The organism is Methanoregula boonei 6A8 (assembly GCF_000017625.1).
GTDB classification, from domain to species: Archaea; Halobacteriota; Methanomicrobia; order Methanomicrobiales; family Methanospirillaceae; genus Methanoregula; species Methanoregula boonei.
Map to the genome: position 1 here is coordinate 1,139,933 of NC_009712.1, position 14,092 is coordinate 1,154,024.

General features: G+C 56.0%; 14 protein-coding genes. 10 read left to right on the forward strand and 4 right to left on the reverse strand.

Annotated elements, in window-relative coordinates; genetic code table 11:
• The first annotated feature begins 140 nt into the window (after positions 1-140).
• A complete protein-coding gene (locus MBOO_RS05935) occupies positions 141-752 on the forward strand; it encodes an isochorismatase family protein (RefSeq protein ID WP_012106682.1) in 612 nt (203 codons plus the stop codon).
• Positions 753-814: 62 nt separating this feature from the next.
• Here MBOO_RS05935 and ygiD read toward each other — a convergent pair whose 3' ends face one another.
• The 3 genes from ygiD to MBOO_RS13030 form a co-directional block, all read right to left on the reverse strand.
• The gene (ygiD, locus tag MBOO_RS05940) at positions 815-1,636 is read right to left on the reverse strand and encodes a 4,5-DOPA-extradiol-dioxygenase (protein WP_012106683.1); all 822 of its coding nucleotides are present in this window, start codon (positions 1,634-1,636) and stop codon (positions 815-817) included.
• Positions 1,637-1,853: 217 nt separating this feature from the next.
• Entirely contained in the window at positions 1,854-2,042 is a 189-nt protein-coding gene (locus MBOO_RS05945) for a tautomerase family protein (RefSeq protein ID WP_012106684.1), read from the reverse strand.
• Between the two features lie 136 nt (positions 2,043-2,178).
• Positions 2,179-3,870 carry an ATP-binding protein gene (locus MBOO_RS13030; RefSeq protein WP_012106685.1) on the reverse strand — a complete coding sequence of 564 codons (1,692 nt, stop codon included), beginning with the start codon at positions 3,868-3,870 and terminating at the stop codon, positions 2,179-2,181.
• Positions 3,871-4,812: 942 nt separating this feature from the next.
• Here MBOO_RS13030 and nifH point away from each other — a divergent pair.
• From nifH to MBOO_RS06000, 9 genes are read left to right on the forward strand one after another with little or no spacing between them, the layout of a single operon-like run.
• The gene (gene nifH, locus MBOO_RS05960) at positions 4,813-5,643 is read left to right on the forward strand and encodes a nitrogenase iron protein (protein ID WP_012106688.1); all 831 of its coding nucleotides are present in this window, start codon (positions 4,813-4,815) and stop codon (positions 5,641-5,643) included.
• A 60-nt stretch (positions 5,644-5,703) separates the two neighbouring features.
• Positions 5,704-6,030, forward strand: coding sequence for a P-II family nitrogen regulator (locus tag MBOO_RS05965; protein WP_012106689.1), 327 nt, complete (start codon positions 5,704-5,706; stop codon positions 6,028-6,030).
• A 16-nt stretch (positions 6,031-6,046) separates the two neighbouring features.
• On the forward strand, positions 6,047-6,466 hold the full coding sequence (locus MBOO_RS05970) for a P-II family nitrogen regulator (RefSeq protein WP_048068325.1): 420 nt from the start codon (positions 6,047-6,049) through the stop codon (positions 6,464-6,466).
• Positions 6,467-6,493: 27 nt separating this feature from the next.
• Positions 6,494-8,134, forward strand: a complete 1,641-nt coding sequence (gene nifD / locus MBOO_RS05975) for a nitrogenase molybdenum-iron protein alpha chain (RefSeq protein ID WP_012106691.1) — start codon at positions 6,494-6,496, stop codon at positions 8,132-8,134.
• The gene (gene nifK / locus MBOO_RS05980) at positions 8,127-9,494 is read left to right on the forward strand and encodes a nitrogenase molybdenum-iron protein subunit beta (protein WP_012106692.1); all 1,368 of its coding nucleotides are present in this window, start codon (positions 8,127-8,129) and stop codon (positions 9,492-9,494) included. Before nifD ends, nifK begins: the two co-directional genes overlap by 8 nt.
• Positions 9,495-9,542: 48 nt before the next feature.
• Positions 9,543-10,940 carry a nitrogenase iron-molybdenum cofactor biosynthesis protein NifE gene (gene nifE / locus MBOO_RS05985; RefSeq protein WP_012106693.1) on the forward strand — a complete coding sequence of 466 codons (1,398 nt, stop codon included), beginning with the start codon at positions 9,543-9,545 and terminating at the stop codon, positions 10,938-10,940.
• Positions 10,930-12,321 (forward strand): nitrogenase component 1, encoded by a 1,392-nt coding sequence (locus tag MBOO_RS05990; protein WP_012106694.1) that lies wholly within the window; start codon positions 10,930-10,932, stop codon positions 12,319-12,321. Before nifE ends, MBOO_RS05990 begins: the two co-directional genes overlap by 11 nt.
• A gap of 5 nt (positions 12,322-12,326) precedes the next feature.
• Entirely contained in the window at positions 12,327-12,635 is a 309-nt protein-coding gene (locus MBOO_RS05995) for a 2Fe-2S ferredoxin (RefSeq protein ID WP_012106695.1), read from the forward strand.
• 37 nt (positions 12,636-12,672) lie between these two features.
• Positions 12,673-13,299, forward strand: coding sequence for a Fe-only nitrogenase accessory AnfO family protein (locus MBOO_RS06000; RefSeq protein WP_012106696.1), 627 nt, complete (start codon positions 12,673-12,675; stop codon positions 13,297-13,299).
• A 53-nt stretch (positions 13,300-13,352) separates the two neighbouring features.
• Here MBOO_RS06000 and MBOO_RS06005 read toward each other — a convergent pair whose 3' ends face one another.
• The gene (locus MBOO_RS06005; RefSeq protein WP_048068326.1) at positions 13,353-14,024 is read right to left on the reverse strand and encodes a MarC family protein; all 672 of its coding nucleotides are present in this window, start codon (positions 14,022-14,024) and stop codon (positions 13,353-13,355) included.
• Positions 14,025-14,092: the final 68 nt, after the last annotated feature.

Consider the following 14,092-nt stretch of genomic DNA (forward strand, 5'->3'; position numbering starts at 1 on the left):
ATACGTGCCGGCACATAAGATCGTTTTGCCGATTATAACCGGAGATCCCCGCGTTCTCTCAAACAAAAAAAACTGCCCCTATCCCAATGTTTAATGTCCGCGTGGCAGAATTCCCTTTATCATACAGTGGTGAAAAAAACATGACAACATCTGCACCAAAAGGCTGCCTGGAGTTCCTGAGCGACAAGAACAGTATGCTTGTCCTTGTGGACTACCAGTCAACAATGTTCAAAGGCGTTGCATCGGGAGACAAGACCATCATCCGGAATGCGGCGTTCTGTGCGGCAAAAGCGGCACAGATTCTTTCTGTCCCGGTGGTACTGTCGGCTATCAATCCTCCCTCAAACGGGGAGTTCATGCCGGAGATCACCGCGTTGTTCCCGGGGCAGGAGGCCTTTGCACGCAAAGTCCCGGGGTTCGATGCCTTCGAGGATGAAAAGACCTGGAACGCGGCAAAGAAAACCGGCCGCAAAAAGATGGTCATCTCCGGCCTGTGGACAAGCATGTGCTTTGCCTATACTGCTCTTCATGCCCTCAGGGAAGGGTACGAGGTGTACGGCCTGATGGACGCTGCCGGTGATTCAACACGCGATGCCCATACGTACGGCATCCGGCGGATGATCCAGGCCGGCGTGATCCCGATCACGGTCGAATCGCTCGTGTCCGAATGGATGCATGACTGGACCAACCCGAAGGTGCCCGAGCTCATAAAAGAGGTCTACTCGCACTACGGGTACATGATCGGCTTTTAAACCGTGGCGGCCAAGGGATCGATCACGCGTTTTGCGGGACTGAGGGGAGCCGGAATTCCCTTTTACCCGATCCGGAACGATCGCATGGAAAGGGATCCGTTCTGGAATCCTTCGAAGGTGAAGCGCACGTTCTCTTCCTTTTCCTGCAGGGCGAGGGCATAGATCATCGGGAGGTAGTGGTCGAGTGTTGGCACCGCACGCGAGGCTGCGCTTCCTCCTTCCCACGGGTACGTGAAGAGCTTGCGGTGCTCTCCTGCAATGATTCTGTCGCGCATCCACGCGTCTGCTTCAACGGCCCAGGCCGGTGGTGCTGCATCCATGTCGGCAAAATCCACAAGGCCAAGGTTGTGCACGATATTTCCGCTGCCAATGATAAGGACGCCCTGCTCACGGAGAGGTGCGAGTTTTTGCGCAAGCGTGTAATGGTACGCGATCGGTTTTGGGTGCCGGTCACCGAAAGCATAGTCCAGGCTCATCTCAAAGACCGGGATATCCGCATTCGGGAACATGTACTTCAAAATGGAATAGCCCGCATGGTCGATTCCCCATGACTGGTCGCAACGGATTGCACCTCCGGAACTTTCAACGGTGCGCTGTGCAGGGGAGGGTGCCCCGGGGCATCCATACTGTACATGGTAGAGTTCCCCGGGGAAACCGTAGAAGTCATAGATCATCCGGGGCCGGTCGGTGCAGGTAACATAACTCCCGTCTGCAAGCCAGTGGGCCGAGATCACAAGAATGGCTTTTGGCCGGGGAAGGGATGCACCAAGTGCGGCAAGATGCCGGGTGAACCGGTTGTCAAGCACCATGTTCATGGGCGATCCATGCCCGATAAAGAGCACGGGCATCTTTTTTTCTGCCGGGTGATCGTGAGGGGATGTCATCAGGTACTCCCACGCTTAGCAGTGAGGGATGCCCGGGATATTTTACCTTTTTGAAGGGCACTTTTTAGCCGGAATTCATCCTGTACCAAATCCGGGTTGATGTCGGATCATTCTTGTTATGGGGATAACGCGGGCACAGGTGAACTAAAAAAAAGAAAAACGATCGGCTTACGCTGCATTCCCAAAGACCGGCAGGGACAACCATACCTGATGGCGATCAGGTCCTGTCGGCAGGAACCAGTTTCCCGTTTGTCCCATAATTCTCTTTTTTTATCTCGGTCAGGATCACGGTGACTGCTTCTGACGATACGCCTTCTTTTACAAAAACGTCTGTTATCCCAAAAACGATCCTCTGTTTTACTTCCCGGGTCCGGCCCTCATAGAGTTCCACATGGACAACTGGCATAGGAGTCCTTTGGTGGTTTGGGAAATTAATAATTTTTTACCGGCAGGACTGTCTGCATAGCTGCCCCGCAACCGGCTGCTTAAAAAATCCCCTCAGAGATACGTCCGGGTACGCCTGCCAGCGGCACATACCGGGTTTACTGGCTCTCTCCGGTAAACCGGTACTCCCCGGCTGGCACGAGCATCTCGAACCGGGCCCCTTTGCCGGGCTCGCCGGTTTCGGTAATGGTGATCCCGGTAATGGAGAGGATCTCGCGGGAGAGGAAAAGGCCAAGGCCGGTGTTCTTCCCAAACCCCTTGGAAAAAAGCTGTTTTTTGTCTTCTTCTGCTATACCGGCACCATCATCTTCGCAGGCAAGGATAAGCCCGGCCGGGGTTTTGCGGGAATAAAACCGGATGGTTTCCATCCGGTTTCCTCCATACCTCAGGGCATTGTCAATCAGGTTGAAAAAAACCTTCTCAATGAGCGGATCGGCAAACACCTCAAGGTCCGGACGGTCCACGCTGATCCGGACATTCCCGGCAGGGAGTGAGGTCTCGGCCCTCCGGATACTTTCGGCAACATTCTGCCAGACCGGGGCAGTTGTCCCCAGGCTTTCATATGCCCGGGTAAAATCGATCTGGTTCCCGATAATCCCGGAAATTTTTCCCGCTTTTTTTAAGTAATCCGATACCACCCGGGGTTTATCGAGGTTTTCCCCCGCGAGATCCAGGTACGCCGAAAGGGGGAGGAGCTGGTTCTTGATGTCGTGCCGGGTAATTGAGGAAAGGATAGTGAGTTTCTTGTTTGCCCGGGACAGGGCGTCCTCTGCGGCCTTGCGCTCGGTAATGTCGGTGAGGACCGACATAAGTGCGGGAACGCCATTATCGTGGATCACTGTTGTCCGGACAATGCAGTGCCGGATGCTCTTTTTTGGCAGCTGGATGTCGATCTCTGCCGGGGCCGGCTTTGATGCCCCTCCAAGTACGGCCCGGATCCGTGTTTCTGTTGCATCGGCGCTTGCCGGGGTCAGAAACAAAGCGAGCGGCTGACCGGCCAGATCCGTTTGGGACCGCTCCAGGATCCGGGCTGCCGCCAGGTTGGCAAACCGTATGTGTTTCCCGTCATGGACGACCACGTAGTCCGGCAGGTTGTCGGCAAGATTCCTGTACCGCTCTTCGCTTGCACGCAGTTCAGACTGGGACCGGGCCATATTGAGCATTAAGAATAATCCCGTAGTGAGGATATCGGTGATTACCACAACGGTAAAGAGGAGCAGGTTGAGCGGGTCAGGGGAGGTAATGGTATAATCGCCCCCGGGGGTAAACAGCCAGACGATATTACGGGCCGTCAGCAGCACGATAACAACCGCAAGCGAGGCGGCAAAACCGAGCCTGAGCGGGCGGGACTCCGGGTCGGGTGCACATGCCGCATAGTACGCGGCCACCAGAATGGCGGGGGCAAGAATAAGGTTCGAGAGTATGTCGCGGGGAAGGACAGAAGGCGCGATATACGTATAATAGACAAACCCGAGCGCTAACGGGATGAGCACGGCATAGATGGCCGGAGGGACCGGTTTTGACCAGAAATACCTCCGGGTACTGTCTGCCCGGAGCATGGCAGAGAGGATAACAAGAATGCTTGCGGCAATCACTGAGAGCAGGTCGGGTATTGCACCGCGGAGCATGAACAGGAAATAGCCGCAGGAGATGATCATCAGGCCAAACATCCAGGTGCGGAGCCCGTAATAGGTCTTCTGTGTCCGGCAGAATGCAAAAAGCATCAGTGCAAGGAAGACATTTGCAAGGAAAAGGATCAAAAACAGTGTTCTGGCATCAGGTTCCCACATAACGGTGTTCCCGGTCCGGGCCGGTGCGCCCCGGTCTGGTTATATGGAGAATGGTTTTTCCCGGAACGTAAAGAAGTATGGCATTGCGGATAAGGCCGCCAGTGTCCGGCAGAACCCGGCAAAAAACCGGTTACCCGGCTTTTATCAGGGCCGGCTCTGCCTCCGGGGCAGTGTCGGTCCCAAAAGATTCTCTTTGTTTGGGATTAACGCCTGGTGCCCGGGGCCGGAATTTTTTTTAGTGCGGCGCAGCGGGCTTGGTCCAACTCTTCCTGGTCCTTTCCTGATGACAGTGTGCGGTGGAAGGCCCGGGCAGTGTTTATGCCGTTTCGCGAGTTTTTGCCCTCCGGCGATCCAGATCTTTTCGCAGACGGTTAATCATGGGCAATTATCTTTCATCATCCAGTATTATGATAGAAAGAATGTTCCTACTATCAAATATAAATATTTGTAAAGCAGAGTGTGATCTGCAGAATGGAGGAATGATGCAAAAAACACTGCTTGTATCGGTGGCAGCCCGGGGATTCCGGCACCTGCCTGCGGTGCGGCGGCCGGGGGCAGGAGGCGCACGCTGCGTTTTGTGCCCGGGTGCTGCATTGCACACGTCAAAGCAGCCGGTCTACTCTTGGGCGGAATGACGAAGGACTTACAGGCCGGGCAGGAAAAAGGAGGGATCTTTTTCCTAAAAACGGTTATGTAATGCCGGGAGTCCCGAACCGGGAGTTTGGATGCGGCAGCTTCTTTGGGAACCATGCGAAGCGCCACGTTTGTTTACGTGGGCATGGCAGTCCTAAAAAAAAGGAAAGCACAAAAAAAGCGATGCGGATGATTTTTGTGATCGTCTGCTGGGTATATCAGGAGCGGATGCGGGCGGGTATAACCGGCCCTGCCGGTAAAGGACCGTGTGGTGCTCCTCATAATAGTGGTAGCGTAAGGAATCGATCCATGACACGACAGGTGGCAATTTACGGAAAAGGCGGTATCGGAAAATCGACAACAACCCAGAACACGGTGGCGGCGCTTGCCGAGGCCGGAAAGAAGATCATGGTGGTCGGCTGCGACCCGAAAGCGGATTCAACCCGGCTCCTGCTGCACGGGCTCTGCCAGAAGACGGTGCTTGATACGCTCCGTGATGAAGGGGACGATATCGAGCTTGACGCAATCCTGAAACCCGGCTTTAAGGAAACAATGTGCGTGGAATCGGGAGGCCCCGAGCCCGGCGTCGGCTGTGCGGGACGCGGTATTATTACCTCGATCAACCTGCTCGAATCGCTGGGAGCGTACACGCCCGATCTCGACTACGTGTTCTACGATGTGCTCGGTGATGTGGTCTGCGGGGGTTTTGCCATGCCGATCCGTGAGGGCAAGGCCCAGGAGATCTACATTGTCGCATCCGGGGAACTCATGGCCCTCTATGCGGCAAACAACATCTCCAAAGGTATCCAGAAATACGCGGTAAACGGCAAAGTCCGGCTTGGCGGGATTATCTGCAACAGCCGGAAGGTCGATAACGAGCGTGCACTGCTCCAGGCGTTTGCCGAAGAACTCGGGTCGCAGTTGATCTACTTTGTCCCGCGTGACAACCTTGTCCAGCGTGCCGAGATCAACAAGAAAACCGTTGTGGACTTCGATCCGACATCCGGCCAGGCCAGCGAATACCGCAGCCTTGCCGAGGCTATCGACAAAAACAAGATGTTTGTTGTGCCAAAGCCCATGACCCAGGATCGGCTTGAGGAACTCATGATGCAACACGGGTTCCTGGATGCAATTGCCTAAAAAAACTGTCTGATGTGTGCGAATTAACCAGAAACTACGGGCAATTACGAGGCTGGAACAATGTTACTCATGCGTGCAATAGTACGACCGGAAAAGAAAGACGAAGTCCTTGCAAACCTTTCTGCAGCGGGATTCAATGCCGCGACCATGGTAGACGTGGTCGGGCGGGGCAAGCAGAAGGGGATCAAAATTGGCGGGATGGTGTACGACGAGATCCCAAAGGTGCTCATCCTCATGGTCATTCCCGATGAGGAGAAGGACCGGGTCGTAAAGATCGTGCTTGAGACCGGGCGGACCGGGGCAAACGGTACCTTTGGCGACGGGAAGATCTTTGTGAGCCCGGTTGACGAGGTCTATACCATATCAAAAAACAGCAGGGGACTTTAGAAGGGGCGGATGGCACGTGAAAGAGATCATGGCCATAGTCCGGATGAAAAAGACCGGCGCCACCAAAAAAGCCCTTGTTGAGACCGGTGTTGCCGGTTTTACCGCGGTAAAAGTGCTCGGGCGCGGGAAACTCATCACGGATCCCGGCGTTCTTGAAGAGTGCCGCGGGAAACTCCTCTCGATGGGGGCAGACGATTTCAGCGATTCATCGGAAACGGAAAAACAGGTGACCGCATTTTTGGATGGTTCGCGGTTTTTCCCCCGGCGTCTCTTTACGATCCTTGCCCATGATGAGGACGTACCCCGCATTGTTGAGGCGATCACAAAAGCCAACCACACGGATCACGGGATCGGTGACGGGACGATCGTTGTCCTGCCGGTGTACGATGCGGTCCGTGTCCGTACCGGAGAGACCGGAGAGGCCGCCATCTGGTAAGGGGGATTTGAGGAGGCCAAAAACATCATGGACGGAATGGATACAACACTGGAAGAGCTCTACACGCAGTATCCGGATACGGTGAAAAAAAACCGGAAGAAACATATTGTCATCAAATCGGAGGCAGATGTTGCCTGCCCCCAGATTGAGGCAAACACGCGTACGATCCCGGGTATCATATCCCAGCGGGGCTGCGCCTATGCCGGCTGCAAAGGCGTGGTAGTCGCACCGATCAAGGATATGATCACGATCACCCACGGCCCGGTGGGCTGCGGTTATTACAGCTGGGGAACGCGACGGAACAAGGCACGGGCAGACAGCACAACGCCAAAAGACAAGATCTATTCGCAGCTCTGCTTTACCACCGACATGCAGGAGCCGGATATTGTCTTTGGCGGGGACAAGAAACTCGCCAGGATGATAGACGAGATTGTTGCTGCATTCCATCCCCGGGGCATCAACATCTGTTCGACCTGCCCTATCGGGCTTATCGGCGATGATATCGGTGCTGTTGCAAAAGCGGCGACAGAACGCCACGGGATCCAGGTGCTTGCGTACGCCTGCGAAGGTTACAAAGGAGTCAGTCAATCGGCAGGCCACCACATTGCCAACAACACCATCATGCAGAACGTGATCGGGAAAGGAAATGAGAGAAAACCCGGTAAACACGTCATAAACGTCCTTGGCGAGTACAACATCGGCGGCGATGGCTGGGAGCAGGAGCGCATCTTAAAAGACTGCGGCTACACGGTCAACTGCGTCATGACCGGCGATGCAAGTTACGAGGACATCAAAAACCTGCACCTTGCAGACTTAAACCTCGTCCAGTGCCACCGCTCGATCAACTACATCGCCGAGATGATGGAGACCAAGTACGGGACGCCGTGGCTCAAGGTCAACTTTGTCGGTGTCGAAGCGACAAACGAATCCCTGCGCCAGATGGCTAAATGTTTCAGTGACCCCGAACTGGAAAAACAGACCGAGGAGGTCATTGCACGGGAGACCGCCCGGATCGAACCGGCGCTCGAACAGTTCCGGAAGATCTGCCGGGGCAAAAAAGCGTTTGCCTTTGTCGGCGGGTCCCGCAGCCACCACTACCAGCATCTGTTAAAGGATCTCGGGATGGAGGTCGTTGTTGCCGGCTATGAATTTGCCCACCGCGACGATTACGAAGGCCGGCAGGTCATCCCGACCATCAAAAGCGATGCGGATTCCAAAAACATTCCCGAACTTCACCTCAAAGCCGATGAGAAGCTGTACCGGGAAGGAAACGAGTACCTGAATCTCTCAAAAGAGCAGTTTGAGGCCTTAAAAAAAGAGGTTCCGCTCAACTACTACGAAGGGATGTACCCTGATATGAAAAACGGGGACATCATGATCGACGACTGCAACCACTACGAGCTTGAGGAGTTAATTAAAAAACTCAGGCCCGATCTGATCTTCACCGGCGTCCGCGACAAGTACATTGCAGAGAAAATGGGAATTCCGGCAAAACAGATGCACTCGTACGATTATGCCGGGCCCTATGCGGGATACAACGGCGCGATCAACTTCGCAAACGATGTTGCCCATACGCTGACAACGCCGGCCTGGAAGATGATTGTGCCCCCCTGGGAACGAATCGAAGAACCCGATACAGGAAAACAGGAAGGTGCGAACGATGCTTGAATGCGTGCCCGAAGGAAAAACCGAACACACAACCGGCAAGATCAACCCGGCAAAAACCTGCCAGCCGATCGGTGCCATGTATGCATCCCTTGGGATCCACGGGTGCCTCCCGCACAGCCATGGTTCGCAGGGCTGCTGTGCGTACCACCGTATGCACCTGACCCGGCATTTCCGTGACCAGGTGCTTGCCGCCTCAAGTTCGTTTACCGAAGGGGCTTCGGTCTTTGGCGGGGCGAGCAACCTGAAAACCTCGATCAAGAACATCTTTAAGATCTACAACCCGGACATCATCGCGGTCCACACGACCTGCCTGTCCGAAACGATCGGGGACGATATCCCAAACATCATCAAGCAGTCCGAGATCCCCGAGGGAAAGATCGTCATCCACACCAACACCCCCAGTTACGTGGGTTCGCACATCACGGGATTCTCCAATATGTGCAAATCCATGGTTGCGTACCTGGCAGAGGCACAAGGTGAGACCAAAAAAGAGCAGGTCAATGTCATCCCGGGGTTTGTAAACCCCGGCGACATGCGCGAGATCCGGCGAATCGTCACTGCGCTTGGGGTAAAACTCGTCATGTTCCCGGACACCTCCGGTGTCCTTGACGCACCGCTGACAAGCAAGTACCAGATGTATCCCGAAGGCGGCACAACCATTGCCGAGATCCGGGACTCGGGCAACTCCGAAGTTACCCTTGCCCTTGGTGCATTCGCATCGAATGCGGCAGCCGACCTCCTCCAGGAGAAATGCGGCGTTACCGGTATCCCCTTAAAACTCCCCATCGGCCTGAAAGCCACCGATGATTTCATCATGGCCGTAAAGGACTGGTTCGGTGCAGATATCCCAAAAGAGATCGCGATCGAGCGCGGCCAGGTCATCGATACGCTGATCGACACGCACTTCCACTACCAGGGAAAGACGGTGGCGATCTTTGGCGACCCCGATCATGTGATCGCAATGACCGAGTTTGTCATCACCATGGGCATGGTCCCGAAGTACGTCCTTACCGGGACGCCGGGAAAAGAGTTCGAGGCAACGGTCACAAAGATGCTCGACGAAGCGGGCATAACGGGAAGCAGGGTCAAAGCCGAGGGCGACCTTTTCGAGCTTCACGAATGGATCCGGGAGGAAAAAGTCGATCTGATGATCGGGACAACCTACGGGAAGTACATTGCACGGACCGAGGACATCCCGCTTGTCCGGTTTGGCTTTCCCATTCTTGACCGGGCCGTCCACCCGCTCATGCCCGTGGTTGGCTACCGGGGCTGCCTGCGCTTGATCGAGCAGATCAGTAACGCATTTCTCGAACGCCGCGACCGCGATGCCCTTGACGAGGACTTCGAACTGGTCCTGTAGATCTCAAGGAAAAAAGAACGCACAACAGAAAGGAGGTGACTATTCACTATGGAAGAATCATGCACGCTTCCGCGGGCTGCGACCGCGTGTATCGCCGAGCGCCAGGACTCCATCCAGACCGCGGGAAAAAGCCGGACCCGCATTCACTGTGCTGATGACAGCCTTGCCGGCTCGGTCAGCCAGCGGGCCTGCGTCTTCTGCGGAGCCCGGGTGGTCTTAAACCCGGTGACCGACGCGGTCCACCTGATCCACGGGCCTGTCGGCTGCGCTACCTACACAATGGATATCCGGGGAAGCCTCTCAAGCGGTTCGGAACTGTTCCGGACCAGCTTCTCTACCGACATGAAAGAAAAAGACGTCATCTTTGGCGGCGAAAAAAAGCTTGCAGCCTGCATCGACGAGGTGGTAGAGAAGTACCATCCACCGGCCGTATTTGTCTATGCCACCTGCGTCTCGGGCATGATCGGCGACGACATTGTTGCCGTCTGCAAAGCCGCATCCGCCCGGCATAATACCGATATCATCCCGGTTGAATCGAGCGGGTTTATCTCGGGAAACAAGGTAGTCGGGTACCGTGCCGCGGCCGAAGCCCTCCTCCGGCTTATCCGGCCAAAAGAGGGCGGGACTATTGAAAAAACACAAAAGATCAATTTCCTTGGCGAGTACAATCTCGGCGGAGAAAAATGGCTGGCCGAACGGTACCTGCGGGAGATAGGCATTGAGATAAACGTTGCCTTTACCGGCGATTCCACGGTTGCGGCCTTAAAACGGGCACCGTCTGCCTGCCTTAACCTTGTCCAGTGCACCGGCTCCATGCACTGGGTGGCCCAGAACCTCGAGCGTACCTTCGGGACGCCGTACATGGATGTGAACTTCTTTGGGCCCGAGAACACGGCCGAGAGCCTGCGCAGGATCGCTGCGTTCTACGATGACACGGCCATGATGGAACGGGCCGAGGCGCTGATCGCCCGGGAGATGGCCCGGATCCGGCCGGCCATTGAGAAGTACCGGGCCCGGCTGCGGGGGAAACGCGCTGCGATCTACGTGGGCGGGGCCTACAAGGCCATTGCGATCATCCGCCAGCTCCGGGGCCTCGGGATGGAGATCGCGCTTACCGGCACCCAGACCGGTAAAGCCGACGAGTACGAGAGCATGAGCCGGATCCTCTCCGAAGGAACGATCATCATCGATGACGCTAACCCGGCAGAACTGGAAAAATTCCTTCTTGAAAAACACGTTGATGTCATGATCGGCGGGGTCAAGGAGCGCGTCCTTGCCTACAAACTCGGGATCGGCTTTGTCGACCACAACCATGACCGGAAAGACGGCCTTGCCGGCTTTGAAGGCGCAGTCCGGTTTGCCCGCGAAGTGTATGTCACCACCTGCTCGCCGGTCTGGGAACGCGCCCGGTCCCCGGCCCCGGGAGGAGAAGCGCATGCCCGGTGAAAATGCTGCCCCGGTACCGGGCCGGGCAAAACAGGTCAATGAGAACCAGTGTAACATGTGCATGCCCATCGGCGGTGTCGTGGCATTCAAGGGGATCAAGAATGCGATGGTGCTCGTCCATGGCTCGCAGGGGTGCAGCACGTACATGCGCCTGGCCAATGTCGAGCACTTCAATGAGCCATTTGACATCGCGTCCTCGTCCTTGAACGAGAAACAGACGATCCACGGAGGCGAGGCAAACCTCAAAAAAGCCATGGACAATGTCATCAGGGTGTACCAGCCCAACGTCCTTGGAATCTTAACGACCTGCCTTGCCGAGACCATGGGCGAAGACCTCGACCGGATCGTCGCCTCCTACATTGAAGAAAAAAAGATCGCCGGGATCGATATCATCCCGGTCCCGACGCCCAGCTACAGCGGTACGCATGCCGAGGGGTTCTGGGCGGCCGCCCGGGGGATTGTTGCCTACTATGCACGTCCCGCATCATCCCACCGGCGCATCAACGTGATAATCCCGAACATCAGCCCGGCCGACATCCGCGAGATCAAACGTATCCTCGGACTCATGGGCCTTGAGTACACGCTGCTCCCGGACTTCTCCATGACGCTTGACCGCCCGTTTGGCGGGAAATACCAGAAGATCCCGACCGGGGGAACCCCGGCAGAACGGATAGCGGAGATGCCGGGAGCCCCGGTAACAATCCAGTTTGGGACAACCTGCCCTGACAGCCTCTCACCCGGCCGGTATCTCGAACAGGAGTACAATGTCCCGCTCGTGAACCTCCCCCTCCCGATCGGCCTTGGGAATGTGGATCTCTTTGTTGAGACCCTTGCGAACGTCAGCGGGAATCCCGTTCCCGAAGAACTCGCGCTCGAACGGGGCTGGCTCATTGACGGCATGGCGGATTCCCACAAGTTCAATGCCGACGGGAGGCCGGTGGTCTATGGCGAACCGGAGCTCGTGTACGCGTTTTCGATGGCCTGCGCAGAGAACGGGGCCATGCCGGTGGTCATCTCGACCGGCTCAAAAAACAGCCTCCTTAAAGAACGGCTCGCACCGCTCGTCCTCAATGCGGACGAACCTCCGGTCGTTCTTGAGGAAGCAGACTTTGCGGCCGTTGCCGCTGCGGCGCTCGGGGCTGAGGCAAATATAGCGATTGGGCACTCCGGGGGAAAACTGCTTACCGAGCGGTACGGCATTCCCCTTGTCCGGGCCGGTTACCCGATCCATGACCGGATCGGCGGCCAGAGGATCCTGTCGGCCGGCTACCGGGGAACGCTCGCGTTTCTCGACCGGTTCACCAACACGCTGTTAGAACACAAGTACGCCACGTACCGCCAGAAGATCAAAGAAGAACTCTGCACAGCAGAAGGAGTGTAATACCTATGCAAAAACCAAAACACCATATCTTTGTCTGTACCAGCTCCCGTGCAAACGGGCAGCAGAAAGGATTCTGCCACTCAAAAGAGGGGGTTGCCATCATGTCGCGCTTTATGGAAGAGATTGAAGAGCGGGATTGCGGCGGGGAAGTATTCCTCTCCAACACCGGCTGCTTTGGGATCTGCGACAAGGGGCCGGTCGTGGTCGTGTACCCGGACAATGTCTGGTACGGCGCCGTGACGCCGGATGACGTGACCGAGATCATGGATACGCATATCGAAGGCGGAAACGCTGTCGAACGGCTCGTGATCTAAAGACCGGTAACCCTGAAAAATTCGAACGGGAGACACGATGGCAGAAGAGATTGCAGTAATCCTTGGGGAAGACGGGACTACCGGGACGCCTGGCGAACCGGGTGTCCTTGCGGTCTATGCCCAAGAGGCCGGCACGTGGAAACGGGTACGGGAGATGCCGCTTGCTGTCGATCCTGCGCAGGGGCTCAAAGGGCTGCGGGCAATGGCCGCCGGGATCCTTTCCCATCTTGGCAATTGCCGGATCGTGGTGACCCGGTCGGCAAGCGGGGCGCTGTATTTCGAGCTTGAGAAGGCCCGGTGCGCACTCTGGGAGATCGCGGGCCGGCCCGAAGAGTTCCTCGATCAGGTCTGGGCCGATGAAGAAAAGGAGAGAGCCGCTGCCAGAACACCTGCGGCAGCTGGTATTCCAAAACCCATAGAAAAGACCCCGGGGAACTTCTTTATCTCGATAAAAGAGGTCCAGGGAAAACGCCCGGACCTCTCAAGCAAGCAGGTCCTCCAGCAGTTCATCCAGTGCGGGGGATTTCTGAACCTTGAGATCGTCTGCAGCCACGTTCCTCCCTGGATCGAGATTGAGGCGGAACGCCGGGGATATACGCTCGAAACCGAACAACTCGGAAAAGATTCGGTAAAAGTCCGGCTCACCACCAATGCCGGGCGGTGAGCTACGGGATGAGAGTTCTCGTCCTTGCGGGCATCAGTACGGCCCGGAACCTTCTAGATCCCGTGGGTCTGGATAAATGTTGCAACCATCTCGCCTGCCCCTGTTGCAAACATCTGGACTGCAAGTCCAAGGAGGAGTACCCCTACAAGCCGGGCAACAATTTCCAGTCCCTGTTTCCCGAGAACCCTCGTGATTGCATCGGAGGCAAGATTGCAGGCAATAATAATGATGCAGATGATGGCAGTAACGCCGATGGCCGCTGCAAGGAATCCTCCGGTCAGGGCATCGTTACCGTAAAGAACTGAGACCGCGATCGTCCCTCCGCCAATGTAGATCGGGAAGATCAGGGGAATGAATATTTTCGGGATGTACGCTTCGGCCGCTTTCCAGCAGGTGAGCCCGGTCTCGGAAGAGGTGGCGGCATGCACCTGCTCGGTGCGGGTGCCGCTGATCATCGAAAGGGCAATGATCATCAGGATAATTGCGCCGGCAATTTCAAAGGCGGGCATCGACACCCCGAAAAACGAAAGTACTGCCGAGCCAAAAAACATGCAGAGAAGAACGGTCACAAAAATGACCGGGCCGAGAAGTACGGCAACCGCCTGGCGGGTACGGGGTGACGGGATCTCGGACGTGTACATGATAAAAAAGGGGATGTTCCCCACCGGGTTGATAATGGCAAAGAGTGCAGCAAGAGAGGTTACAAAAAAAGTTCCCTGATCCATATAAAGCCATGAACAGGGCATCATAAGAATATTTTGGTACGAACTGCCCGTCTTGCCCTTTTACCGGG

Bases quoted from the DNA above. Each gene is read 5' to 3' on its own strand.
- MBOO_RS05935 (WP_012106682.1), top strand. From the start codon at position 141: ATGACAACATCTGCACCAAAAGGCTGCCTGGAGTTCCTGAGCGACAAG.
- ygiD (WP_012106683.1), bottom strand. From the start codon at position 1,636: ATGACATCCCCTCACGATCACCCGGCAGAAAAAAAGATGCCCGTGCTC.
- MBOO_RS05945 (WP_012106684.1), bottom strand. From the start codon at position 2,042: ATGCCAGTTGTCCATGTGGAACTCTATGAGGGCCGGACCCGGGAAGTA.
- MBOO_RS13030 (WP_012106685.1), bottom strand. From the start codon at position 3,870: ATGTGGGAACCTGATGCCAGAACACTGTTTTTGATCCTTTTCCTTGCA.
- nifH (WP_012106688.1), top strand. From the start codon at position 4,813: ATGACACGACAGGTGGCAATTTACGGAAAAGGCGGTATCGGAAAATCG.
- MBOO_RS05965 (WP_012106689.1), top strand. From the start codon at position 5,704: ATGTTACTCATGCGTGCAATAGTACGACCGGAAAAGAAAGACGAAGTC.
- nifD (WP_012106691.1), top strand. From the start codon at position 6,494: ATGGACGGAATGGATACAACACTGGAAGAGCTCTACACGCAGTATCCG.
- nifK (WP_012106692.1), top strand. From the start codon at position 8,127: ATGCTTGAATGCGTGCCCGAAGGAAAAACCGAACACACAACCGGCAAG.
- nifE (WP_012106693.1), top strand. From the start codon at position 9,543: ATGGAAGAATCATGCACGCTTCCGCGGGCTGCGACCGCGTGTATCGCC.
- MBOO_RS05990 (WP_012106694.1), top strand. From the start codon at position 10,930: ATGCCCGGTGAAAATGCTGCCCCGGTACCGGGCCGGGCAAAACAGGTC.
- MBOO_RS05995 (WP_012106695.1), top strand. From the start codon at position 12,327: ATGCAAAAACCAAAACACCATATCTTTGTCTGTACCAGCTCCCGTGCA.
- MBOO_RS06000 (WP_012106696.1), top strand. From the start codon at position 12,673: ATGGCAGAAGAGATTGCAGTAATCCTTGGGGAAGACGGGACTACCGGG.
- MBOO_RS06005 (WP_048068326.1), bottom strand. From the start codon at position 14,024: ATGGATCAGGGAACTTTTTTTGTAACCTCTCTTGCTGCACTCTTTGCC.